At 65.2% G+C, this 22,326-nt stretch carries 23 protein-coding genes, 2 tRNA genes and 1 pseudogene; 17 read left to right on the top strand and 9 right to left on the bottom strand.

Translation table 11 applies throughout. From position 1 onward, the window contains the following. Nucleotides 1-612: 612 nt before the first annotated feature. From OB895_RS12055 to rpmH, 7 genes are all read right to left on the bottom strand, one after another. Nucleotides 613-735, bottom strand: a complete 123-nt coding sequence (locus tag OB895_RS12055; protein WP_311877819.1) for a hypothetical protein — start codon at nt 733-735, stop codon at nt 613-615. Nucleotides 736-1,220: 485 nt separating this feature from the next. Beyond that, complete coding sequence (gene rsmG, locus OB895_RS12050; protein WP_311877818.1) at nt 1,221-1,850, bottom strand: 16S rRNA (guanine(527)-N(7))-methyltransferase RsmG; 630 nt, start codon at nt 1,848-1,850, stop codon at nt 1,221-1,223. A gap of 34 nt (nt 1,851-1,884) precedes the next feature. Continuing rightward, nucleotides 1,885-2,364: a Jag family protein gene (locus OB895_RS12045; RefSeq protein ID WP_153302332.1), complete on the bottom strand. Its 480-nt coding sequence runs from the start codon at nt 2,362-2,364 to the stop codon at nt 1,885-1,887. A gap of 8 nt (nt 2,365-2,372) precedes the next feature. Then, nucleotides 2,373-3,443, bottom strand: coding sequence for a membrane protein insertase YidC (gene yidC / locus OB895_RS12040; protein ID WP_042541552.1), 1,071 nt, complete (start codon nt 3,441-3,443; stop codon nt 2,373-2,375). A gap of 3 nt (nt 3,444-3,446) precedes the next feature. Next, the gene (gene yidD / locus OB895_RS12035) at nt 3,447-3,797 is read right to left on the bottom strand and encodes a membrane protein insertion efficiency factor YidD (RefSeq protein ID WP_042541553.1); all 351 of its coding nucleotides are present in this window, start codon (nt 3,795-3,797) and stop codon (nt 3,447-3,449) included. After that, nucleotides 3,794-4,117, bottom strand: a complete 324-nt coding sequence (rnpA, locus tag OB895_RS12030) for a ribonuclease P protein component (protein ID WP_376708813.1) — start codon at nt 4,115-4,117, stop codon at nt 3,794-3,796. Before rnpA ends, yidD begins: the two co-directional genes overlap by 4 nt. Nucleotides 4,118-4,144: 27 nt before the next feature. Beyond that, entirely contained in the window at nt 4,145-4,282 is a 138-nt protein-coding gene (gene rpmH / locus OB895_RS12025) for a 50S ribosomal protein L34 (RefSeq protein WP_042541555.1), read from the bottom strand. 378 nt (nt 4,283-4,660) lie between these two features. Here rpmH and dnaA point away from each other — a divergent pair. The 12 genes and pseudogenes from dnaA to OB895_RS11965 all read left to right on the top strand — a co-directional run. Further along, nucleotides 4,661-5,989 (top strand): annotated as a pseudogene (gene dnaA / locus OB895_RS12020) (chromosomal replication initiator protein DnaA); the annotation flags it as partial. Nucleotides 5,990-6,482: 493 nt separating this feature from the next. Further along, nucleotides 6,483-7,625 carry a DNA polymerase III subunit beta gene (gene dnaN, locus OB895_RS12015; protein ID WP_042541557.1) on the top strand — a complete coding sequence of 381 codons (1,143 nt, stop codon included), beginning with the start codon at nt 6,483-6,485 and terminating at the stop codon, nt 7,623-7,625. Nucleotides 7,626-7,688: 63 nt separating this feature from the next. Next, on the top strand, nt 7,689-8,849 hold the full coding sequence (gene recF / locus OB895_RS12010; protein ID WP_042541558.1) for a DNA replication/repair protein RecF: 1,161 nt from the start codon (nt 7,689-7,691) through the stop codon (nt 8,847-8,849). After that, nucleotides 8,842-9,345: a DciA family protein gene (locus OB895_RS12005; protein WP_042541559.1), complete on the top strand. Its 504-nt coding sequence runs from the start codon at nt 8,842-8,844 to the stop codon at nt 9,343-9,345. The genes recF and OB895_RS12005 overlap by 8 nt, the downstream gene beginning before the upstream one ends. A 118-nt stretch (nt 9,346-9,463) precedes the next feature. Continuing rightward, the gene (gene gyrB, locus OB895_RS12000) at nt 9,464-11,578 is read left to right on the top strand and encodes a DNA topoisomerase (ATP-hydrolyzing) subunit B (RefSeq protein ID WP_311877810.1); all 2,115 of its coding nucleotides are present in this window, start codon (nt 9,464-9,466) and stop codon (nt 11,576-11,578) included. A 52-nt stretch (nt 11,579-11,630) separates the two neighbouring features. After that, nucleotides 11,631-14,195 carry a DNA gyrase subunit A gene (gyrA, locus tag OB895_RS11995; protein WP_042541052.1) on the top strand — a complete coding sequence of 855 codons (2,565 nt, stop codon included), beginning with the start codon at nt 11,631-11,633 and terminating at the stop codon, nt 14,193-14,195. Further along, nucleotides 14,192-14,596, top strand: coding sequence for a DUF3566 domain-containing protein (locus OB895_RS11990; RefSeq protein ID WP_042541050.1), 405 nt, complete (start codon nt 14,192-14,194; stop codon nt 14,594-14,596). The genes gyrA and OB895_RS11990 overlap by 4 nt, the downstream gene beginning before the upstream one ends. A 137-nt stretch (nt 14,597-14,733) precedes the next feature. Further along, entirely contained in the window at nt 14,734-16,002 is a 1,269-nt protein-coding gene (locus OB895_RS11985) for a sensor histidine kinase (RefSeq protein ID WP_309692462.1), read from the top strand. Then, nucleotides 15,990-16,676, top strand: coding sequence for a LuxR C-terminal-related transcriptional regulator (locus OB895_RS11980; RefSeq protein WP_042541046.1), 687 nt, complete (start codon nt 15,990-15,992; stop codon nt 16,674-16,676). Before OB895_RS11985 ends, OB895_RS11980 begins: the two co-directional genes overlap by 13 nt. Beyond that, nucleotides 16,673-17,614 carry a DUF4097 family beta strand repeat-containing protein gene (locus tag OB895_RS11975; RefSeq protein ID WP_228385608.1) on the top strand — a complete coding sequence of 314 codons (942 nt, stop codon included), beginning with the start codon at nt 16,673-16,675 and terminating at the stop codon, nt 17,612-17,614. Before OB895_RS11980 ends, OB895_RS11975 begins: the two co-directional genes overlap by 4 nt. 84 nt (nt 17,615-17,698) lie before the next feature. Then, nucleotides 17,699-17,772, top strand: a tRNA-Ile gene (locus OB895_RS11970). Nucleotides 17,773-17,797: 25 nt separating this feature from the next. Continuing rightward, nucleotides 17,798-17,870, top strand: a tRNA-Ala gene (locus tag OB895_RS11965). Between the two features lie 77 nt (nt 17,871-17,947). On the opposite strand, the gene OB895_RS11960 is transcribed toward OB895_RS11965, so the two are convergent. Next, on the bottom strand, nt 17,948-19,153 hold the full coding sequence (locus OB895_RS11960) for a site-specific integrase (RefSeq protein WP_512699478.1): 1,206 nt from the start codon (nt 19,151-19,153) through the stop codon (nt 17,948-17,950). A gap of 210 nt (nt 19,154-19,363) precedes the next feature. Here OB895_RS11960 and OB895_RS11955 point away from each other — a divergent pair, with 210 nt between their 5' ends. The 5 genes from OB895_RS11955 to OB895_RS11935 all read left to right on the top strand — a co-directional run bounded on the left by OB895_RS11955 (nt 19,364) and on the right by OB895_RS11935 (nt 22,096). Then, a complete protein-coding gene (locus OB895_RS11955; RefSeq protein WP_311877800.1) occupies nt 19,364-19,585 on the top strand; it encodes a helix-turn-helix domain-containing protein in 222 nt (73 codons plus the stop codon). A gap of 266 nt (nt 19,586-19,851) precedes the next feature. Continuing rightward, the gene (locus tag OB895_RS11950; protein WP_311877799.1) at nt 19,852-20,535 is read left to right on the top strand and encodes an LvrA C-terminal domain-related protein; all 684 of its coding nucleotides are present in this window, start codon (nt 19,852-19,854) and stop codon (nt 20,533-20,535) included. Beyond that, complete coding sequence (locus OB895_RS11945; protein ID WP_311877798.1) at nt 20,532-20,807, top strand: hypothetical protein; 276 nt, start codon at nt 20,532-20,534, stop codon at nt 20,805-20,807. Before OB895_RS11950 ends, OB895_RS11945 begins: the two co-directional genes overlap by 4 nt. Next, the gene (locus OB895_RS11940; protein ID WP_311877797.1) at nt 20,804-21,313 is read left to right on the top strand and encodes a hypothetical protein; all 510 of its coding nucleotides are present in this window, start codon (nt 20,804-20,806) and stop codon (nt 21,311-21,313) included. The genes OB895_RS11945 and OB895_RS11940 overlap by 4 nt, the downstream gene beginning before the upstream one ends. Nucleotides 21,314-21,406: 93 nt before the next feature. After that, complete coding sequence (locus tag OB895_RS11935; protein ID WP_311877796.1) at nt 21,407-22,096, top strand: hypothetical protein; 690 nt, start codon at nt 21,407-21,409, stop codon at nt 22,094-22,096. A gap of 82 nt (nt 22,097-22,178) precedes the next feature. Here OB895_RS11935 and OB895_RS11930 read toward each other — a convergent pair whose 3' ends face one another. Then, a complete protein-coding gene (locus OB895_RS11930; RefSeq protein ID WP_311877794.1) occupies nt 22,179-22,319 on the bottom strand; it encodes a hypothetical protein in 141 nt (46 codons plus the stop codon). Nucleotides 22,320-22,326 lie beyond the last annotated feature (7 nt).

Genomic DNA, 22,326 nt, shown 5'->3' with positions numbered 1-22,326 from the left:
TGTCAACCGGGGTGGATAGATACCTCTCACTGAAAAGGATCTACTCCAGGGACGTGCACATGACGCATGCCCGCGCCTTCATGAGATCTCGCCGCGCAGGCTCAATGCCCGGCGACTTCGTTGACCCGGCCCAGGCCGAACAGGGGGAGTGACGCTCGCGGCGGGCGTCGAGCCCTATGAGCAAACCACAGCTCCTTCACCAGAAGCGTTTCACGTGAAACACGACGCCGATCCACCCATCCCCCGGACTGCCGGAGCGGATAGTGACGCTCACGGCGGGTGTCGAGCCCTATGAGCGGACCACTGCTCCCGCGTCAGAAGCGTTTCACGTGAAACACCATGCCGATCCACCAAACCCTCGAACGGGCCGACCGGGCAGTGACACCCGGTCACCTCCCATACTCACGACGAGAAGTCGCATGCGACCGCGACACCGGTTCAACACCTGTGTCGATTGCGACTCGGATCGCGCAGGCCGGCAAGTGAACTTCGCGAAGTACACCGCGACGCCTAAGACCAAAAAGCAGCGGCATAAACAAGGAGTGCTTCACGTGAAACACTCCTTGTTCCCACCGACGCGTGACCGAACCACGCTGCCACTATGACTCACCTTCACTGCCCACGGCGAAGATCAGGGTGGACGAGCGGGTTCGCCGGCGCAGCCCACGCCCGCTCCCGCTCCTGCACCCGCTGGCGCTCCCGGTCGAAGAGCATCGACTCCGGTGTGTGTTTCACGTGAAACATCGAATACACTCGCCACGCCAGCCGAAGTCCCTCGTGCACTCCCCATCGCCCCAGATCAGCGCCACTCACGGCGCGCAGGATCTCCGAGGGCTCCTGCACCTCCTCGGCATCCACCTCCCGCGGACGCTGACGTCGCGATGCACGAGCGCGGACCGGTGACACGCGGGCACCGTTCGTCCTGGAACCAGGCGGGTGACCTCAGTTGCCGCGAGGGTTCGCCTGCGATGCCGCGGCAGGGGCGCCACCAGAGAAGACTTCACCGAGAACGTCAGAACCGCAGGAGTTGTCGTAGACCTATCGCCCGCCGACAGGGACGTGGGGGTCAAACGCCCCCGCGCGTAGATCCGAACCGTCCATCTCAGCCGGACCACTCAGCACTGGAGTGGGTGCCACGTCCGAAAAGGCGGACCCTGTATTCCGACGATTCCCGGCGCGTCTGGCCAAGATCCCTTAGGAGCTGCAGTGCGCGGCTTTGTCTACCGAACCCGAGCCCGAACGACGCGGGTGCTCTCAGCGAGGACTCCCTCTCCGAGGACTTCGACACGGACGTCTGAGAGGCGGAACTTCTTGATCTGCTTCTGCGCCGCTTCGATCTCGTTGTCGGCGTTCATCCCCTTGAGCAGCAGGAGCTCTCCCCCATCACGAACGAGAGGAGCGGTGATCGGGATGAGCGTCTTGAGCGCGCTGACCGCGCGCGCGGTGACGACATCGAACCCCGCCGGACGAGGCACGTCCTCAGCACGTGCGCGCACGACCTCGACGTTGTCCAGGCTCAACTCCGCCACCTGCTCGTTCAGCCACGTGGTGCGACGCTCCATCGGTTCGATGAGCGTCCACTCCACGTCAGGGCGGGCGATCGCGAGCACGATTCCAGGCAGTCCCGCACCGGAGCCGATATCCGCAACCGATCCGTGGAACAGAGGAGCAGCGATGACGCTGTTCAGAATGTGCCTGGTCCACAGACGCGGAAGCTCGAGGGGGCCGATCAGACCCCTCTCTTCCCCATGCTCAGTCAGGGCTGCTGCGAACCGGCGTGCCAGCTCGATCCGGTCTCCGAAAAGCTCGGGCGCGACGGAGGGCTCGACCTCGACATCGACATCACTCACGACAGCATCCCGCTCAGATGTTCCACGTGAAACGTCAACGACGCCGCAGAACCGTGTGGCGGTCGGCACCCTCGCCGTACGACTCGGAAACAAGTCCCTGATCAGCGGCAATATCGTGCACAAGCTTGCGCTCATAGCTGGACATCGCGGGCAACGATGCCTGAGTCGCTCCATCATCGAGCTTCGCGGCCGCCGCATTCACCAGCGTCTCGAGCTGGCGACGGCGTGCGTCGCGAGACCCGCCGACATCGAGGATCAGTCGCGAGAACGAACCGGTCTTGTTCTGAACAGCCAGGCGGGTCAGTTCCTGAAGAGCCTGCACCGTGTCGGGAGCCGACAGCAGAGCAAGTCCATCTCCCTCAGCCTCGACCGACACGTAGGCGCGGCCCTGGCGGACATCGAGGTTGAGGTCACCGTCGATGTCAGCGATGTCGAGCAGCTCTTCGAGGTAGTCAGCGGCGACGTCGCCCTCGTTCTCGAGCTCGGCGACCGTGGGCTCCACGGTCTCGGTCATGTTGTCGGTCACGAACCGCTCCCCTTCTTCTTGGCACGCTTCTTGCCCACGGGCTGCTGGCGCTTCGGAGTCTGCGCCTTGGCGCGCTCCGCCTCTTCGAGCAGCCGCTGCTGCTCTGCTTCGTAGGCGGCCATGGGAACGACCTTGCCCGAGGAATCGATCGCCTTGCCCTTGCGGGCGAGTCGCTCTTCACGCGCCTTCGCGGCTTCAGAACCGGGAGTCGGCATCTCGCGGATGACCAGGAACTGCTGACCCATGGTCCACAGGTTCGAGATGAACCAGTACACGACGACGCCGAGCGGGAAGAAGATGCCCGAGAAGATGAAGCCGAGCGGCAGCACGTAGAGCATGATCTTCTGCATCTGGTACGCCTGGCCGGTCTTGGCCTCGGGCGACAGGTTCTTCGAGATGATCTGCAGCTGCGTGAAGAACTGCGACGCGATCATGAGCACGACGAGCGTGACCAGGATGATGATCGCGGTGGTGTTGCCGGCGTCCACTGCGTTGCCGAGCGTCTCGTGAAGAGACGCGACCCCGAAGAGCTCCGCGTTGTAGAACTGCTCGGTGAGCTCTGCATTCAGCAGGCCCACGCCGCCGACACCCTGATTGTGGTGCTTCGAGACATCGCTCAGCACACTGAACAGAGAGAAGAAGATCGGCATCTGCACGAGGAGCGGCAGACAGCTCGACATCGGCGTCGTGCCGTGCTTCTTATAGAGGCCCATGGTCTCGCGGCTCATCGCCTCACGAGACAGCTGATCCTTCTTGCCCCGGTACTTCTCCTGAACTTTTCGCAGTTCAGGAGCGATTTCCATCATCTTTCGCTGGCTCTTGATCTGCTTCACGAAGAGCGGGATCAGGGCAGCGCGCACCACGATCACGAGGCCGACGATCGAGAGCACCCAGGTCAGACCGGATGCTGCCGGCAGACCGACGGCGGTCAGAAGCCAGTGCCAGGCGACGAGGACGAGCTCGACGACCCACTTGAGGGGCCAGAGAATGGTTCCGATCAGATCGAAGCCGCCGGAGGCAGGCTCCGGCGACGGTGTTGCGCTGGCGAGCAGAAGGTCAAGACCCACCGATCAATCCTTTCGGGCAGGGACGACGAAACCGCGAGCGGTCAGGTCATAACGGAAGTGTTGGTGCGGACGGACGTCGTCGACGCCGCCGTGGCTCCAGGGATTGCAACGAAGGATGCGCCATGCCGAGAGCATCGCTCCCTTCACCGCGCCGTGCTGTTGCACCGCACCTACAGCGTAAGCGGAACAGGATGGGTAATAGGCGCAGACATCTCCGTACATGGGGGAGATCACCTTGCGATACCCGGTGAGGAACCCCAGAACGAGATTCCTCGGAATCAGCGGGATGCTGCGCAGCACGTCCCCGGTCTGCAGATGAGCGCTGCCGATCGAAGATGCCGGAAGGGCGGTCATGCTCGACCCTGCCCGAGGCGGTCGAGGCAGCGATTCACATCGGCGCTCAGCTCTGCGTAGGTGGCTGTCGCGGATGCAGGAAGGGCACGGATGACGACATCCGTGCCCTCGGGGACCCGCGACAGCGCATCCGCACACACGGCTTTGAGTCGCCGACGCACGGTGTTGCGCACCACAGCGGTGCCCACCTGCTTGCTGATGATGAATCCGAACCTCGCGGCTCTGCTCTTGCCCGTCGTCAGCATCGATGTGACGACTTTGGCTCCGCCACAACGGGATCCGCGTCGAACGACCAGGCGATAGTCGCTCCCGCGGGTCACACGAAACGGGCGGGCGAGCACAGCGGTTTACGCGGAGAGCTCGGTGCGGCCCTTCGCGCGACGGGCCGAGAGGATCGAACGACCGGCGCGCGTGCGCATGCGAAGACGGAAGCCGTGCTTCTTGGCGCGACGACGGTTGTTGGGCTGGAAGGTGCGCTTGCTCATGAAATCACTCCGGGAATGCTGCCACCGGGATCATTTTGACCGGAGACATAGGGATCTGCCATTCAGGCATAAGTCAACCGATTAAGGGTACGTCCTGGCGGCCCACAGAGCAAATCTGCGCGCTTCGTCACGGACCCAGACAGGATCCGCACAGCTATTATCCACAACCTGCCGCGTGCACGTATGCGCAACACGCGCGCGGATTTCTCAGGGCAGGTTGCCGTTCACAGCCGTGGTGACTACCGTGGCATCCGAAGTTATCCACAGGCGAGCCGCGTCATCCCGACGGCCCGTCGCCCCTCAGCACGGAGCGTCATGTCATCACCTGCCCAGCCCGACGTTCCGATCTGGACCACGGTGCAGGAGCTCCTCGAAGCGGATGACCGAGTCACCCCTCAGCTCCAGGGATTCCTCAGCCTCGCGGTTCCCGCCGGTGTGATGGCGGCGACGCTCTATCTCGAGGTACCCAACGATCTCACCGCGGCGCAGATCAACAAGCGGCTGCGGCTGCCGATCATGGAGGCTCTCTCACACATCGGCGACGAGGTCACCTCCTACCGAGTGGTGGTCAACCACGAACTCGCCGAGCAGCCGACGGCGCCCATCGCCGTTGCGGACTACGGCCGCCAGGAGCAGACGCGCGTCGAATCTCCGATGGAGCAGCCGACGCAGCAGCGTCACGAATCACGCCTCAACCCCAAGTACACCTTCGACAACTTCGTCATCGGCCAGTCCAACAGGTTCGCTCATGCCGCAGCAGTCGCGGTCGCCGAGGCGCCGGCCAAGGCATACAACCCGCTCTTCATCTACGGTGACTCGGGCCTGGGCAAGACCCACCTGCTGCACGCGATCGGAGACTACGCCCAGTCGCTCTACGCCGGCGTCAAGGTCAGGTACGTGTCGAGTGAGGAGTTCACGAACGACTTCATCAACTCGATCGCGAACAACCGAGGCGCGGCCTTCCAGGCTCGTTACCGCGATGTCGACATCCTCCTGATCGATGACATCCAGTTCCTCCAGGGTCGCGCCGAGACGCAGGAAGCCTTCTTCCACACCTTCAACACGCTCCACGACCACAACAAGCAGGTCGTGATCACGAGCGACGTCGCCCCGAAGCACCTGACCGGCTTCGAGGACCGCATGCGCAGCCGGTTCGAGTGGGGCCTGATCACCGACGTCCAGGCTCCCGACCTCGAGACCAGAATCGCGATCCTGCGCAAGAAGGCGCAGAGCGAAGCCCTTCATATTCCCGACGAGGTACTCGAGTACATCGCCACGGTGGTGTCGTCGAACATCCGCGAACTCGAGGGCGCGCTGATCCGGGTCTCGGCCTTCGCCAGCCTGAACCGCTCGGCTCTCGACATCTCCCTCGCTCAGACGGTGCTGCGCGACATCATCGACACGGCGGAAGACAACATCATCTCGCCGACCGACATCATCACCGCCACCGCGCAGTACTTCAAGCTGACCGTCGATGACCTCTATGGCTCGAGCAGGTCGCAGCAGATCGCCACGTCGCGTCAGATCGCCATGTACCTGTGTCGGGAGCGCACGAGCCTGTCACTGCCGAAGATCGGGCAGCTGTTCGGCAACCGAGATCACACCACGGTCATGTACGCCTACAAGAAGATCAGTGAGCTCATGAAAGAGCGTCGTTCGATCTACAACCAGGTGACCGAGATCACCACGCAGCTCGGTCGGCGCTGACCTCACGACACCTCGAAAAGGGGGTCGTAGCTTCCGTTGGGACGCTACGACCCCCTTTCTGTGCGTGTGAGCGGCATACGGCCGGCTCGATCGATGCCAGTTTGCACATGTGGATAACTTGTGGATGACTCGCCTCGAGATCGGGACGGATGTGTGTGAAACCACCGAACCTGTGGATAACTAGGGGAGACGGTCGGACCGAGGGGAAGGTGTCCACCCGCGGATTCCTCAGGGTTTCCACAACTGACAACCGTGTAGTTCCTTACTCGCGTCTGCTTTCCACCGAGTTATCCACAGTATCCACAGGTGTTAACACCGTTAAGGAGTTAATTCAATTCAAGGGCGATCCGATCACCAGACGGTGGGGAAAGTCCGACGGGACGGAGGTTTGCGCCGCTCGTAGGGATCCGCCCGACTGTGGGGCTAGCATGGGAAGCCCTGCACAGGCAGGACCGATGACGAACCGTCTCAGAATGACGACAAGGGAGCACCCGTGAGGTTTCAGGTCAACCGCGATGTCTTCAGCGAGGCTGTGTCCTTCGTCGTCAAGCTCCTTCCGCAGCGCAACCCGCAGCCGATCCTCGCCGGAGTCCTGATCGAGGCAGACGGATCCGGACTGACTCTCTCCGCTTTCGACTACGAAGCATCCGCTCGGACCACCATCGAAGCCACGGTCGACACTCCCGGCACGATCCTCGTCCACGGTCGACTGCTCTCCGACATCGCCAGCCGCCTTCCGAACGCGCCGATCGAGATCGCCGTCGAGGACGACGGCAGCATCACGGTCACCTGCGGCTCCGCACGATTCACCCTGGCCGCCATGCCGGTCGAGGAATATCCCTCGATCCCCGAGGTGTCCGGCTCGTCCGGTGTGGTTCCCGCCGACGACTTCGGAACGGCGATCGCCCAGGTCGGCTTCGCCGCATCACGCGATGACGTCACCCCTGTGCTCACCGGTGTCCAGCTCGAAGTCTCCGGGCACACGCTCAGCCTGGTCGCCACCGACCGCTACCGCGTCTCGCTCAGGGACGTGCCGTGGGATGGCGAGGCCGTCGAGGCGAGCGCACTGGTTCCCGCACGCACGCTTCTCGAGGTCGGAAAGACCTTCGGTCACGCCGGGACGATCCAGATCGCGTTCTCCGGAGCCGGCGATCGTGAGATCATCGCCTTCACGGCGGGCAACAAGACCGTCACCTCGCTGCTGATCAAGGGCAACTTCCCGCCTGTCCGTCGTCTCTTCCCCGAGCAGACCGAGCACTACGCGGTCGTCAACACCGCCGACCTGGTCGAAGCGGTGCGCCGTGTGTCGCTCGTGCTGGATCGTGCAGCTCCGCTGCGCTTCACGTTCACGTCCGACAGCGTCACGATGGACGCATCGGGCAGTGAGCACGCCCGTGCATCGGAGTCCGTCGACGCGATCCTGAACGGTGGCGACGATGTCACTCTCGGTCTCAACCCGCAGTACCTCATCGAGGCACTCGGAGCGGTCAAGAGCGAGTTCGTGCGCGTCACGTTCACCTCGAGCGACAACGCGAACAAGCTCAGCCCCGTGCTGATCACGAGCCAGACCTCGGTCGATCAGGCCGGACTCGACTCGTTCAAGTACCTGCTGCAGCCCAACCTGCTGCTCCGCTGATCCTGCGACGGGCGCGCTCCGCGCGGCGACAGCGGTGTCAGACCCCGAAGGTAGGCTGACACCGTGATTGTGGAACACCTGAGCCTGGTCGACTTCCGCAACTACGCGACCGCGGATCTCGCACTGCACAAGGGGCCCAACGTCCTGGTCGGCCGCAACGGTCAGGGCAAGACCAACCTCGCCGAGGCCGTCGTCTTCCTCGCCACGCTCGGCTCTCACAGGGTCTCGTCGGATGCGCCGATGGTGCGTGAAGGTCAGGATTTCGCGATCATCCGCGCGCGCCTCTCGCACGGCGAACGCAAAGTGCTGATCGAGGTTCAGCTCAACAAGCAGGGCTCGAACAAGGCACGCATCAACGGCTCGCCGTCGAAGACCAACGAGCTTCCCCGGTATGCCCATGTGGTGCTGTTCGCCCCGGAGGATCTGCAGATCGTGCGTGGCGACCCGTCTTCTCGGCGTCGCTTTGTCGACCAGCTGCTCATACAGCGCACTCCTCGCATGTCGTCGGTGCTCGCCGACTACGACCGTGTACTCAAGCAGCGCAACGCCCTTCTCAAGTCGGCCCGAGCGCGCGGCATCAAGGGCGAGGGCCTGAGCACCCTCGATGTGTGGGACGACAAGCTGGTCTCCCTCGGAGCAGAGATCATCACGGCACGACAGCGTCTGGCGGCCGACCTCCAGACCCCGGTGGCAGAGGCGTATGCGGCGATCGCCGGCGAAGACCATCGTCCCCAGCTCGACTGGGCGCTCTCGGTGCGAGGTGCAGACCCCGAAGAGGGGGTCGATGCGCCGGCCGAGACCTCGGGAGACATCGCCGAGATGTTCCACGCCGCACTGCTCGCCAAGCGGTCTAACGAGCTCGACCGCGGGCTCACCCTCACCGGACCCCATCGCGACGATCTCGTTCTCCGCGTTCGCGGGCTGCCCGTGAAGGGCTATGCGTCGCATGGGGAATCGTGGTCGGTTGCTCTCGCCCTGCGCCTCGCCTCGGCCGAGCTGCTGCGCAGCGAGTCCCCCGCCGGCGACCCCGTGCTCATCCTCGACGACGTGTTCGCCGAACTCGATGCCGAGCGCCGTCAGCGCCTCGCCGCGCTGACGGCAGGGTACGAGCAGGTGGTCGTGACCGCGGCCGTGGAGGAGGATATCCCCGAGGTGCTCCACGCGCATGTGGTGAGGATCTCGGCCGGAACCATCAGCGACGAGAGGGAGGTGCCGCATGAGTGACGCCGCACCCGTTCCGGCATCCGAGACTCCCGAGACGGTCGCGACGTATCTGCGTCTGCGCGGTCTCGCACCGAGCTCGAAGACGTGGAAGCGCAAGCGGCGCATCGTCACCGACGATGACAACGCCCCCTTCACGCCCGGACGTGACCCCGGTCCCCTCGGAGCGGTGCTCGACAAGCTCAGCCGCGACTCCGGGTGGCAGAAGACTCTTGCCCGTGAAGACCTGGTCAGGCAGTGGGCCGATCTTGCGGGTACGGACACGGCGAAGCACTCCGAACCCGTCTCGCTCGAACGCGGAGTGCTCACCGTGAAGTGCGATTCGACGGCCTGGGCGAAGAACCTGCAGTACATGCGCGGAACCATCCTCACCGAGATCGGCCGACGGTATCCGGATGCGGGGGTCGAGAACCTCCGCTTCATCGGACCGGACGTACCCTCATGGAAATGGGGTCCCAGAGTCGTTCCAGGACGGGGCCCGCGCGATACCTACGGGTAGGGCACCGTTCAGGGGGTTCAAGAGGCTCAGAGGGCCACACACGGCCGTTCAGCGGGATTTTGAGTCGAAAGACCGCTAGAATGGGAGTTCGTGATATTGATGTGGAGAATGCCCTCTGATGACGCCTGAATTCCCTGCTGACGAGACGGAATCGACCACCGGGGAAACCCCTGACCCCTCACAGGGCGCAGAGACCCAGGCTCCCGCGGAAGCGGAGACGAGGTCCACATCGATCTCCCCCAAGATCAAGCAGCCCGGCGAGTACGGCGCCGACTCGATCCAGATCCTCGAGGGACTCGAGGCGGTGCGCAAGCGACCCGGAATGTACATCGGTTCCACGGGTCCGCGCGGTCTGCACCACCTGGTCTACGAGATCGTCGACAACTCGGTCGATGAGGCTCTCGCCGGCTACGCAGACACGATCCACGTGACGCTGCTCGAAGACGGCGGCGTGCGCGTCATCGACAACGGCCGCGGAATCCCGGTCGACCCGCACTCCTCCGACCCGTCGAAGTCCACGGTCGAGGTCGTGCTGACGATCCTGCACGCCGGTGGCAAGTTCGGTGGCGGCGCGTATGCCGTCTCCGGTGGTCTGCACGGCGTCGGCTCCTCTGTCGTGAACGCCCTGTCGACCCGCTTCGACGTCGAGGTCAAGCAGAAGGGCTTCGTCTGGCGGCACAGCTTCGCCGACGGCGGAGTGCCGCAGCAGAAGCTCATCAAGGGCGAGGCGACCGACGACACCGGCACGAGCATCACGTTCTGGCCGGATGCCTCGATCTTCACCGAGTCGATCGACTTCGACTACGACACCCTGCGCACGCGCTTCCAGCAGATGGCGTTCCTCAACAAGGGTCTTCGCATCGAGCTGCTCGATGAGCGCGCGTCCTCGGCCTACGAGGTCGAAGAATCCGGTGTGACCGTCACGAAGCAGCCCGGTGATGTCTTCTTCTACGAGCGCGGACTCGTCGACTACGTCGAGTACCTGAACAAGGTGCGTCACGCCGAGGTCGTCAACGAGGAGATCATCGCGTTCGAGTCCGAGGACACGGCGCGCAAGATCTCGCTCGAGGTCGCGATGCAGTGGACCACGTCGTACACCGAGAACGTCTTCACCTATGCGAACACGATCAACACCCACGAGGGTGGAACCCACGAAGAGGGCTTCCGCGCCGCGCTCACCACGCTGGTGAACAAGTACGCGCGTGCGAACAACATCCTCAAGGAGAAGGACGACAACCTCTCCGGAGACGACGTCCGCGAGGGATTGACCGCCGTCATCTCGATCAAACTGGGCGAGCCCCAGTTCGAGGGTCAGACCAAGACCAAGCTGGGCAACACCGAGGCCAAGGCGTTCGTGCAGAAGGTCGTGGGCGATCAGCTCGGCGACTGGTTCGACCGCAACCCGGCCCAGGCGAAGAACATCATCCGCAAGGCGCTCGACGCCGCGACCGCGCGCCTGGCCGCGCGCAAGGCGCGCGAGACCGCACGGCGCAAGAGCGTGTTCGAGTCGGCCGCGATGCCCGACAAGCTCAAGGACTGCACCAGCAAGGACCCTTCGATCAGCGAGATCTTCCTCGTCGAGGGTGACTCGGCCGGCGGTTCGGCAGTGCAGGGACGTGACCCGCACACGCAGGCGATCCTCGCGCTCCGCGGCAAGATCCTCAACGTCGAGCGCGCTCGCCTCGACAAGGCGCTGGGCAACCGCGAGGTCCAGGCGATGATCCAGGCCTTCGGCACGGGCATCGGCGAGGACTTCGACATCGAGAAGGCGCGCTATCACAAGATCGTGCTGATGGCGGATGCCGACGTCGACGGGCAGCACATCACGACGCTGCTGCTCACGCTGCTGTTCCGCTACATGCGCGGCCTCATCGAGGCAGGCTTCGTGTACCTCGCGATGCCGCCGCTGTACCGCCTCAAGTGGTCGAACCAGCCGCACGAGTACGTGTTCAGCGACGCAGAGCGCGATGCGCTGCTCAAGTTCGGCCTCGACAACGGCAAGCGCATCCCGAAGGATGCCGGCATCCAGCGCTACAAGGGTCTCGGCGAGATGAACGCCAAGGAGCTGTGGGAGACCACGATGGATCACACGACGCGGACGCTCCGCCAGGTGACCATCGAGGATGCCGCGGCGGCAGACGAGATCTTCAGCGTGCTGATGGGTGAGGACGTCGAATCACGACGCAGCTTCATCCAGCGCAACGCCAAGGACGTCCGCTTCCTCGACATCTGAGGCGCTCCGCGCCCTGCATTCGCTCGAATAACGACCGGAATCGACAACACACATGACTGACGAAGTACGCCCCGAGCCCCCGGCCCACGACCACGGGAACATCGACCAGGTCGACCTGAAGTTCGAGATGGAGCGCAGCTATCTCGACTACGCGATGGCCGTCATCGTCGGACGTGCCCTGCCCGACGTGCGCGATGGTCTGAAGCCTGTGCATCGCCGCGTGATCTACGGCATGTACGACGGCGGGTTCCGCCCCGACAAGTCGTTCTCGAAGTGCGCCCGTGTCGTGGGCGAGGTCATGGGTCAGTACCACCCCCACGGTGACTCGGCGATCTACGACGCCCTCGTGCGTCTCGTGCAGCCGTGGGCGCTGCGGTACCCGCTCGCGCTGGGTCAGGGCAACTTCGGGTCCCCCGGGAACATGGGAGCCGCCGCTCCTCGATACACCGAGACGAAGATGGCTCCGCTCGCGCTCGAGATGGTGCGCGACATCGAAGAAGACACCGTCGACTTCCAGGACAACTACGACGGCCAGACCCAGGAGCCGACGGTCCTTCCGGCGCGGTTCCCTAACCTGCTCGTCAACGGCTCGGTCGGAATCGCCGTCGGCATGGCGACGAACATCCCCCCGCACAACCTGCGCGAGATCTCGGATGCTGCGCTCTGGGCGCTCGACAACCCCGGCCTTCCGCGTGAAGAGCTCCTCGACGGGCTGATCCAGCGCGTTCCGGGCCCCGACTTCCCGACCGGCGCTCAGATCCTGGGCACCAAGGGAATCCACGAGGCCTATCGCACCGGCCGCGGATCGATCACGATGCGCGCGGTCGTCAACGTCGAGGAGATCCAGGGCCGCACGTGCCTCGTGATCACGGAGCTGCCCTACCAGGTCAACCCCGACAACGTCGCCGTGAAGATCGGCGATCTCGTGCGCGACGGCAAGATCAGCGGCATCGCCGACATCCGCGACGAGTCGTCCGACCGCACGGGTCAGCGCCTCGTCGTCGTGCTCAAGCGCGACGCGGTCGCGAAGGTCGTGCTCAACAACCTGTACAAGCACACGCAGCTGCAGGAGAACTTCGGCGCGAACATGCTGGCGATCGTCGACGGCGTGCCGCGCACGCTGGCGATCGACGGGTTCGTGACCTACTGGATCACCCACCAGCTCGAAGTGATCGTCCGTCGCACGCGCTTCCGTCTGGCGAAGGCCGAGCGTCGCATGCACATCCTGCGCGGCTACCTCAAGGCGCTCGATGCGCTCGACGAGGTCATCGCTCTGATCCGTCGGTCGGCCACGGTCGACGACGCGCGCGAGGGACTGAAGAAGCTCCTCGACATCGACGACGACCAGGCGCAGGCCATCCTCGACATGCAGCTCCGTCGCCTCGCGGCTCTCGAACGGCAGAAGATCCTCGACGAGGCGGCCGAGCTCGAGCGGCTCATCGCCGAATACCAGGCGATCCTGGCCGACGAGATGCTGCAGCGCGACATCATCCGCGAAGAGCTCACCGGCATCGTCGAGCGCTTCGGCGACGACCGCCGCACGCACATCCTGCACGGCTTCGACGGCGATGTCTCGATGGAAGACCTCATCGCCGAGGAGGAGATGGTCGTCACCATCACCCGCGCCGGCTACATCAAGCGCACGCGGAGCGACAACTACCGTTCGCAGCACCGCGGCGGCAAGGGCATCAAGGGCGCGCAGCTGCGGGCGGATGACATCGTCGAGCACTTCTTCGTGACGACGACCCACCACTGGCTGCTGTTCTTCACCGACAAGGGACGCGTCTACCGCGCGAAGACCTATGAGGTCCCCGAGGCCGGGCGCGACGCGAAGGGGACGCACGTCGCGAACCTGCTCGCACTGCAGCCCGACGAGAACATCGCGCAGGTGCTCGACATCCGCGACTACGCGGTCGCCGACTATCTGGTGCTCGCGACGCGCGACGGTCTCGTCAAGAAGACGCGCCTCGACACGTATGACACCAACCGCCAGGGCGGCGTCATCGCGATCCGTCTGAACGACGAGGACGAGCTGGTCTCGGCGCTCATGGTCAACGCCGAGGACGACATCCTGCTCATCAGCCGCCGGGGCATGTCGGTCAGGTTCAGCGCGACCGACGATGCGCTGCGACCGATGGGACGCGCGACCGCCGGAGTGAAGGGCATGAAGTTCCGTGAGGGCGACAGCCTGCTGTCGGCATCCGTCGCCGCTCCCGGTCAGTTCGTGTTCGTGGTGACGGACGGCGGGTACGCGAAGCGCACGGCCGTCGAGGAATATCGCGTCCAGGGACGCGGTGGTTTCGGCATCAAGGTGGCCAAGCTGCACGACGATCGGGGCACTCTCGCGGGTGGTCTGATGGTCTCGGCCGACGACGAGGTCCTTGTGGTTCTGTCCAGCGGCAAGGTGGTACGCTCTGCCGTGGCCGAGGTGCCCGCCAAGGGCCGAGACACCATGGGAGTGGTGTTCGCACGGACGACGGAAGCCGACCGGATCCTCGCCATCGCCCGCAACGGCGAGCGGGGCCTCACCGAGGAAGACGAATCGGATGAGGCTGAGGTGGACGCCGAGTCCACCGCCCCCGAGACGAACGAGAACCCTGAGGAAGCAGACGCATGAGCACAGTAGCCGACAAGCTGGCGAAGAAGTCCACGCGCAAGACCAGTGGCAAGCAGGTGCGCCTGCGTCTCGTCTATGTCGACTTCTGGTCGGCCGTGAAGCTCTCGTTCCTCGGAGCGGTCGCACTCGCGATCGTCACCATGGTGTCGTTCTTCCTGATCTTCCTGGTGCTCCAGGCCACGGGCCTCCTCACTCAGGCCGACGAGATCGTCGGCGCGATCACCGACAACTCGGTGCGCATCTCCGAGGTGGCAGGTCTGCCGCAGGTGATGGCGTTCGCCGCTGTCGTCTCGATCCTGAACCTCATCGTGTTCACGGTGCTCGGCGCGGTCGTGGCCGGCATCTACAACGTCGCCGTGAAGGTGACGGGCGGTCTGCTCGTCGGCTTCATGTCGAACTGATCCTCCGGATTCGAAGAGGGGCGGGTGCTTCGGCATCCGCCCCTCTTCTGTGCTCTCCGACGGAGTAGGGAAAACCCGAAGCCGGGTGTCTGGTTGGCTCGGTGTCGGCCCGATCGGCGCCGCCGTACCTTTGAACCATGACGACACACACTGCCACGCCACCACCGGCGACGGCCACGAAGCCGCCGTTGCGCATCGTGCTCACGATCCTGCACCTCGCAGGCATCGGAGTCATCGGCGGCTTCATCTTCGCGACTCTTTCCGGACTCCTCGGCACCGGGCTCGGCCTGCTCTTCGCGGCGGGCGTCGGCATCGTGCTGCTCGTCGGACTCGTCTACGCCCTCTTCGGCGTGGGCTGGTTCGAGGTGGCCCGGGTCAGCGCCCTCTACCGGTCGCCGATCACGCCGCTCCGGTGGCGCCCGCGGGACCGCCCCGGATTCGTGGGCTGGCTGCGCTCGCTCGGACGCCAGGCCATCGACGGCCGCATGTGGCGCGCCCTCGCGAACTTCGCGATCACCGCTGTGCTCGGCTGGATCGTGCTGCGCCTCGCCTTCGGCCTCGTCTGGTCGATCACGATCTCGTTCGCACCCCTCACCGGAGCGGACGCCGTGATGGGCCCGTTCGGCGGGGGCGGCATCGACCCTGCGTGGGCGCCGCTCGTCGGCATCCTCGGCATCGCCGCCTGCATCGCCGGAATGATCGGCCTGGCACTGCTGAACCGGGTGCTCTCGCTCGCCATCGTCGTTCGCAGCCGTGAAGCAGAGCTCACGGAGCGAGTGCGCACCAGCACCGCTCAGCGCGAAGGCGCCGTGCGCGCCGCAGACGTCGAGCGCACCCGCATCGAGCGGGATCTGCACGACGGCGTCCAGCCCCGCCTCGTGTCGGTCGGCATGACCCTGGGACTCGCACAGCAGAAGATCGACAACGATCCGGATGCCGCGAAAGAGCTGATCGCTGAAGCGCACACCTCGACCAAGGCAGCGATCACCGAGCTGCGACAGCTCGCCCGAGGCATCCATGCATCCGTCCTCGACGATCGAGGCCTCGACGCAGCCCTGTCCGCCCTCGCAGGGCGATCCCACATCCCCGTGAGTCTGGACGTGAGGATGGACGGACGCTGCAGCCGTGAGGCCGAGGCCGCCGTGTACTTCTCGATCGCCGAGTCGCTCACGAACGCCGCCAAGCATTCACGAGCCAGTGAGGCCCGGGTCACCGTTCGTCTTCGCGACGGTGGAGTGCTCTGGGCACGTGTCGAAGACAACGGCATGGGCGGCGCACAGGTGCAACCGGGCGGTGGCCTCGACGGCATCGCGAACCGCGTCCTGGCAGCGGGCGGGACCTTCCGTCTCGAGAGCCCCGTGGGCGGGCCGACCAGCCTGGAGGTGAACGTGCCATGCGCATCCTGATCTGCGAGGACTCCGTCCTGCTGCGGGAGGGACTGGTGCGACTGCTCGAGGATGCCGGCCACAGTGTGGTCGCCGCTCTCGCCGACACCGACGGTCTCAGTGAAGCCGTGATCGAGACCGATCCGGAGCTCTGCATCCTCGACGTGCGGCTGCCCCCGACGTTCACCGACGAGGGCATCCGCGCGGCGCTCGGACTGCGCGTCACGCACCCTGCGCTCCCGCTGCTCGTTCTCTCGCAGTATGTCGAGGAGCGCTATGCGTCCGACCTCATCTCCGCGCAGGGCGGGCCGCTGGGCTACCTGCTCAAGGATCGAGTCGCCGACGTCTCGGAGTTCCTCGCCTCGGTGCAGAGGATCTCTGAGGGCGCGACGGTGCTCGACCCCGAGGTCGTGGCTCAGCTGCTCACCCGTCGCAACCGCGACGACCGCATGCAGCGTCTCACCGAGCGCGAGCGCACCGTGCTGTCGCTCATCGCCGAAGGCAAGTCGAATCAGGCGATCGCGGGCCTGCTCTTCCTCTCGGAGGCGAGCGTCGAGAAGCACATCACCGCGATCTTCCAGAAACTGGGCTTCGAGCAGGGCGAGTCGGGCAACCGACGCGTGCTGGCGGCGCTCGCACACATCGAGAACACGGGCGGCACCACGCCGACCGGACAGACAGGACTGGGACGATGACCTCCAACGACGACTTCCAGGGCGGGCACACCCCCCTCACTCCCCCGCCGGCGTCCGCGCCTCAGGGCCACGAGCCGGCACCGGCGCCCACCACTGCTCCCGTTGCTCAGGCGGCGCCCGCCGATGCCGGCCGTTCATCGGGAACGACGGCGATCATGATCGTGACGGCGATCGTCGGCGGTATCGCGCTCCTCGGCGCGGGAGGGTCTGCGGCATTCGCGGCGACCGGCAGCATGATGGGCTCCACGCAGGGCAGCGACTCGGTGCTGACCGAGGATGCATCGGGAATCAAGGGCCTCGACCTGGACGTGGATGCGGGAAACATGCGCATCGAGTTCGGGGATGTCGACGAGGCCCGGCTGGCCGTCACCGACGCCCGTGGCCCGGCGTGGACTCTCGAGCGCGACGGCGACGACCTGGTGGTGCGCAGTCCCGAGTTCCGGTTCGGATGGTGGTTCGGCAGCTGGTTCGGCGACGACCAGTCAGCCGTGCTGACTCTCCCCGAAGACCTTCTCGACGTGCAGCTCGATGCCGATCTCACCCTCGACGCGGGCAGCCTCGATGTGGTCGGCGAGTTCGGCGCTCTCGACATCACGGTCAACGCGGGCGCGCTCGATGTCGAAGCAGCCGCACGGAGCCTCACCATCGACATGAGTGCCGGACGTGCGGACGCGCTGCTCGACGGCGTCGACGACGCGGATCTCAGCGTCTCGGCAGGCGATCTCAACGTCGAGCTGACCGGACGTGCGCCGTCGCAGACGACGATCGACGTGAGCGCGGGGTCGGTCGACCTCACTGTTCCTGACGAGTCGTACTCGATCACCCAGGACGTCAGCGCGGGGTCGCTCGACGCGAAGGTCGACCAGTCATCCGACACCCGGAACGCGATCGACGTCTCGCTTTCGGCGGGCAGCGTGACCATCCGCCCGGGGCGCTGACCATGATCGAGGGCAGGGGCGCGCCGGTGCCCCGCCCTCGATTGGGTATTTCCGGAAATCTCCGGTAAAGTTTCGGAGGTTGACGGGCCCATAGCTCAGGCGGTTAGAGCGCTTCACTGATAATGAAGAGGTCCCAGGTTCAAGTCCTGGTGGGCCCACTTTTCAACTTAACAATTCCCTCACGGGGCCTTAGCTCAGTTGGTAGAGCGCCTGCTTTGCAAGCAGGATGTCAGGAGTTCGAATCTCCTAGGCTCCACACTGTGTTGAGACAGTATGACGAAGGCCTTGGGCTCTACTGCCCAGGGCCTTCGTCGCGTCTGTGGCCGTGCGAAGTCATCGCAAGTCCACCTCGAGATCGCTAGCCGAAATCGCCTGTCGTGCCATAGTCGTGCCAGTAGCGGTCATCATCGACCCTCCGGAGAGAGCATCCATGGCGGCGGCGATCGCTCCTGATCGCTCCTCCGCCGCGTGCTGATAGATCAGCGCCGCTCGGGCAGTGGAGTGCCCAGCACGATCCATGAGTTCGCGGGTCGTAGCGCCAGCCTGAGCCGCCAGCGTGAGGCTCGCGTGGCGGAGATCGTGGAGGCGGATCCCCGACAACCCCGCACGACCCGCCGCCTTCCGCCACGCCTGACCGATCGCCCCGCCCGTGAACCGCTCGCCGCCCGGACCGGGGAACATGGGCTCCAGGCCGAATCCGGACGATGCCAAAAGGTGAGCCTCCAGCGCGGCGGCGATGCTTGGTGGGAGGACCACCTTTCGCGGCTTTCCTGACTTGGTGCCCGTCTCGATCTCCTCCCCGCCAACCCGAACGATCTGCCGCTCCACCGTGAGCACTCCTCCTACGTAGTCGCGCCGCTGGAGTCCGAGGAGCTCGCCCAGCCGGAGATGCGCGCCGAGCGCGACCCGGAGCGGCAGATGCCACTTCGCCGACATGTGAACCAGGATCCGGGCGAGGTCGTCCGGGCTGAGGTAGGGCCGCTCCGCATGCTTCACGGCTCCAGCGCGGTCGATTTGGCATGGGTTGGCGGGGATCATTCCATCTCGGACAGCGGTTGCCATGACCGCCCGGAGGAGACTGTACGCCTGACGGAGCCGGGATGATCCGTCCCCGCCCTGCCGCTTGGCGGATGCCGCAAGGGCTCGGCCCGTCTTGGTGTACCAGGCGCGGACCTGCGAGGGAGTGATCGAGGCGATCGGCATCTCCCGGAGAGGGGCGAGTGGACCGGCGAGAGTCGTCTCGTAGAGATCTCGAGTTTTGGGTGCGAGGGCTCCTCGGCGTCCGCCGTGAGCGATCCAGTCGGCGGCGTAGGGGCCGAAGGGGACGAGTCCCGCGCGATGGTCGATGTAGGTTCCGCGCATTCGGTCGGAGCGGACGGCAGCGAGATGGTCGAGCGCCTCCCGCTTCGTCTGGAACGTCTGAGGACCGGTCATCGGTCGTCCTGCCGGGTCGAGATATCGGGCTTGCCACCGACCCGAGGGAAGTTTTCGAACTGATCCGAAGTCGATTCTGGATGCCTTTCGGCTGGTCTGGGTCATGGGATGCCTTTCGCGAAGAGTGCCTGGTTTTGGCCCCTGATCTGATCTTTCCTGCGTCATGGGTGGATCTCACCTTGAGAGGACTGGGTAGTCGCATACATACGACTGCCCAGTCATATAAATCCCAGTTCAGATGAGGTTTCCATGTCCCTAAGACACCCTATTCTGGTCCCAGGACACCGGTCCGAACCGAACGAACGGAGCCAAGAGATGACCACGACTGCCCCCGCCAACGAGCGGCACGTCCTAACGATCGAGGACCTCAACGGGCGCGCGACATGCACCGTCCCGGAAGCCGCGCAGATTCTCGGCATCGGCACCTGGAGTGCCTATGAGGCGATCAAGCGAGAAGAGATCCCCGTCCTCCGGATCGGCAAGCGGATCCTCATCCCCGTCCCTCGCCTCCGCGCCCTCCTTGGCGCAGAAGCCTGACCAAGACCAACCAACGCATCTGACCGCCCCCGATCGGTCCGGATCGAGCAACCAGGGGTGCCGATAATGAACAAGTCAAGCCGCCAGGACGTGAAGCGGTTCCAAAGAGCTCGCCAGCGAATCGCCCGCGAACGCCAGGGGGCGCGCGAGCGAGAGCAGACGCGGCGACTGAGCCCGCCGCTGTTCGACCTTCCTGGGATCGAGGAGGGCGACCGATGAGCGGGCACACGTCACGGATCCCGCACTGGCTCCAAGAGCACGGCTCCGTGCTCGGACTCCAGAGCGCGGATCTCGGCGTCTACGCCGCGCTCCTCCACGAGTGTGACTGGAGGAGCGGGATCACCCGCCGCGTCAGCATGGCGACGATTGCGCGGCTTGCGCTGATGAGGTCCGCGACGACCGCCGAGGCGTCGATCAAGCGACTCGTCGGCGCGGGCGTCGTGGCGATCCATGAGCGCGGGATCAACCGACCCCACCTGTACCGCGTCGGCATGATCCCCGAGGCGCTCAGTACACAGAATCTGGTGACCAATAATCGGGGACCGGGAGATCTCAGTCCCCAGAATCTGGTGGGCACTCCCCAGAATCTGGTGCCTCAGTCCCCAGAATCTGGTGACGATCTAGAAGAGAACTCTTTCAAGGGGGCTCCGCCCCTGGCCGATGCCGATGAGTTCGAACAGTTCTGGGATCTCTACCCGGCTCACCGCCGAGGAGCGAAGAAGCCCACACGAGCGGCCTGGGAGGAGATCCCACCGCCCGCCGATGTCATTGCCCGTCTCCGAGCCTGGATCCCGACGACCGATCCCAAGTACGTGCCGAAGGCCGACAAGTGGCTCCGCGAGAAGCGCTGGGAACTGATCAAGATCACAGGCCCCTCGGCGGAGTACCTTGCGTGGCTGGAGACGCCCGAGGGGCAAGCCCACGCCGCACGGAAGGCGGTCGAAGCATGAACCTCCCCCGCCGTACCGACGACGCCTACGCGCCCGTCCGGGATGCCAGCCGTCACCGCCAGCAAAGGACGCCCGCGTTCCAGAAGGCGATGGACGCCTCCCCGGCCTGGGTCCGCGAAGCGATCCGCGACTACTGCTCAGCGCTCCGCGCCGAGGCGGCGGCGTACCGGGTCGAGGCCCGCACCCACCGTCTCCGCTTGGAGGAGATCGCCCGGACCGAGCCCGGGAGCAAGACACACATGGAGCAAGACACATCGGAGGTTCAGCCATGACGACCACCAAAGGCAAGACCCAAACCCAGATTCGGGCGGAGGCTCGGGCGCGAGAGGCGAAGGCGCTGGATCTGCGGCTCCTCGGCTACTCGCACGAGCGGATCGCCCGCGAACTCGGCTACCAGCACCGGAGTGCTGCCAAGAAGGCGATCGATCGCGCGCTCGCGGCGATCCCGAGGGAGGCGGCGATCCAACTCCGCGAGATCGAACTCGAGCGCCTAGACCTGGCTCAGCGATCCCTTGCCGACAAGATCGTCCACGGCAATCTCGGTGCGATCGACCGGCTCATCCGGATCATGGATCACCGTGCGAAGTTGCTCGGCCTCTACGAGCCTCAGCCTGACACTGGCATCGCGGAGATCACGGCGGTCCTCGGCGCATGGCTCGGGAAGGTGCGCGAGGAGGACGAAGCTCTGGACGACGATCTGCCGGATCAGGACGCCAAGACGCCCCCTGTATCCCTGCACGCCGAGAACTCGCGGCAGACGAGCCCAGGAGGCGTCTGAGATGGATGTACGAATTCCGCGAGGACGGGACCCCACGATATGCGTATATCTATCCACATATCCCCACCTCTATCCACAGATCAGGAGATCACCATGACCACCGCCCACGCCACCGCATTCGCCACGTTCGTTCGAGACGCGCACACCGCACTTTCCCAACAGGACCGGGACAAGACCCCCGAGGCGAACGCACGCGCCCAGCGCCAGGGAATCCAGCAGGCTCGTTCCGCGCTTGCCGCACGCATTCCCACCGTCCCGGAGATCACGGGTCCCACCCGGGCAGAGGTCTTGGACGGCCTCCGCCCGACCACCGCGGACACTCTCGCTGTCGCGGCCCGCGAGCGGGAGAAGATCCAGGCTCTCCAGAACGCCGGTCGCCGCCTGGACCAGATCATTACCGGGGCATCCCCGGCCAGGCTCGGGGCAATACTCGACAGTCTGGAGACGCTCCCGGAGGTGCTCGCCTCATCGGAGGGCGCGCACATCGTCGCTGAGTTCGAGGCACTCGCTTTCGATCGTCTCGCCGCCCTCGGCTACGAGCCAGCCGTCGAGCGGATCAGAGAGGAGGAGGCCGTCGCCCCGGATGCCGCCTGGTCGCGAGTGATGATGGAAGCGCTCGACGGCCCCGTAACGGTAGGAGCGTGGACGGCCCTCTACCGCGCGGACGAGGCCGGATACCGGGAGGCACAGGCGGCGGAGATCGACGGACTCGGGGAGGCTCTCCGACGCTCGGATCGGGAGCAGGAGCGCGGGGACTTCACCGCCGACGCGGTTGTGGTCTGACCTGACCCGGACTGAGCGCCCCGGTGTCTGCGGATGCCGGGGCGCGCAGTCGTCGCGTCCATCGCGAACGGGGAACGATCACCTACGATCCCGAAGCGAGCGACTCGGGAGTGAAGGGCTCGGGGATCTTGCCCGCGCGGATCAGTCTGTCCTCCGCGAGCGCACGGCGCATCTGCTCTCCCACGAGCTCGGCCGTCCGCTTCGCGAGCGCTTGCTCCTTCATGGGGAGT

Origin of the sequence: Microbacterium forte, assembly GCF_031885415.1 — a bacterium.
GTDB lineage: Bacteria > Actinomycetota > Actinomycetes > Actinomycetales > Microbacteriaceae > Microbacterium > Microbacterium forte.
This window is presented reverse-complemented; position numbering and strand designations above follow the sequence as displayed.

Excerpts from the sequence above, each read along its gene's own strand:
- OB895_RS12045 (WP_153302332.1), bottom strand. The coding sequence starts at position 2,364 with ATGACCGAGACCGTGGAGCCCACGGTCGCCGAGCTCGAGAACGAGGGC.
- yidD (WP_042541553.1), bottom strand. The coding sequence starts at position 3,797 with ATGACCGCCCTTCCGGCATCTTCGATCGGCAGCGCTCATCTGCAGACC.
- rpmH (WP_042541555.1), bottom strand. The coding sequence starts at position 4,282 with ATGAGCAAGCGCACCTTCCAGCCCAACAACCGTCGTCGCGCCAAGAAG.
- OB895_RS12005 (WP_042541559.1), top strand. The coding sequence starts at position 8,842 with ATGAGTGACGCCGCACCCGTTCCGGCATCCGAGACTCCCGAGACGGTC.
- gyrB (WP_311877810.1), top strand. The coding sequence starts at position 9,464 with ATGACGCCTGAATTCCCTGCTGACGAGACGGAATCGACCACCGGGGAA.
- gyrA (WP_042541052.1), top strand. The coding sequence starts at position 11,631 with ATGACTGACGAAGTACGCCCCGAGCCCCCGGCCCACGACCACGGGAAC.
- OB895_RS11990 (WP_042541050.1), top strand. The coding sequence starts at position 14,192 with ATGAGCACAGTAGCCGACAAGCTGGCGAAGAAGTCCACGCGCAAGACC.
- OB895_RS11985 (WP_309692462.1), top strand. The coding sequence starts at position 14,734 with ATGACGACACACACTGCCACGCCACCACCGGCGACGGCCACGAAGCCG.
- OB895_RS11980 (WP_042541046.1), top strand. The coding sequence starts at position 15,990 with ATGCGCATCCTGATCTGCGAGGACTCCGTCCTGCTGCGGGAGGGACTG.
- OB895_RS11975 (WP_228385608.1), top strand. The coding sequence starts at position 16,673 with ATGACCTCCAACGACGACTTCCAGGGCGGGCACACCCCCCTCACTCCC.
- OB895_RS11960 (WP_512699478.1), bottom strand. The coding sequence starts at position 19,153 with ATGACCCAGACCAGCCGAAAGGCATCCAGAATCGACTTCGGATCAGTT.
- OB895_RS11955 (WP_311877800.1), top strand. The coding sequence starts at position 19,364 with ATGACCACGACTGCCCCCGCCAACGAGCGGCACGTCCTAACGATCGAG.
- OB895_RS11945 (WP_311877798.1), top strand. The coding sequence starts at position 20,532 with ATGAACCTCCCCCGCCGTACCGACGACGCCTACGCGCCCGTCCGGGAT.
- OB895_RS11940 (WP_311877797.1), top strand. The coding sequence starts at position 20,804 with ATGACGACCACCAAAGGCAAGACCCAAACCCAGATTCGGGCGGAGGCT.
- OB895_RS11935 (WP_311877796.1), top strand. The coding sequence starts at position 21,407 with ATGACCACCGCCCACGCCACCGCATTCGCCACGTTCGTTCGAGACGCG.
- OB895_RS11930 (WP_311877794.1), bottom strand. The coding sequence starts at position 22,319 with ATGAAGGAGCAAGCGCTCGCGAAGCGGACGGCCGAGCTCGTGGGAGAG.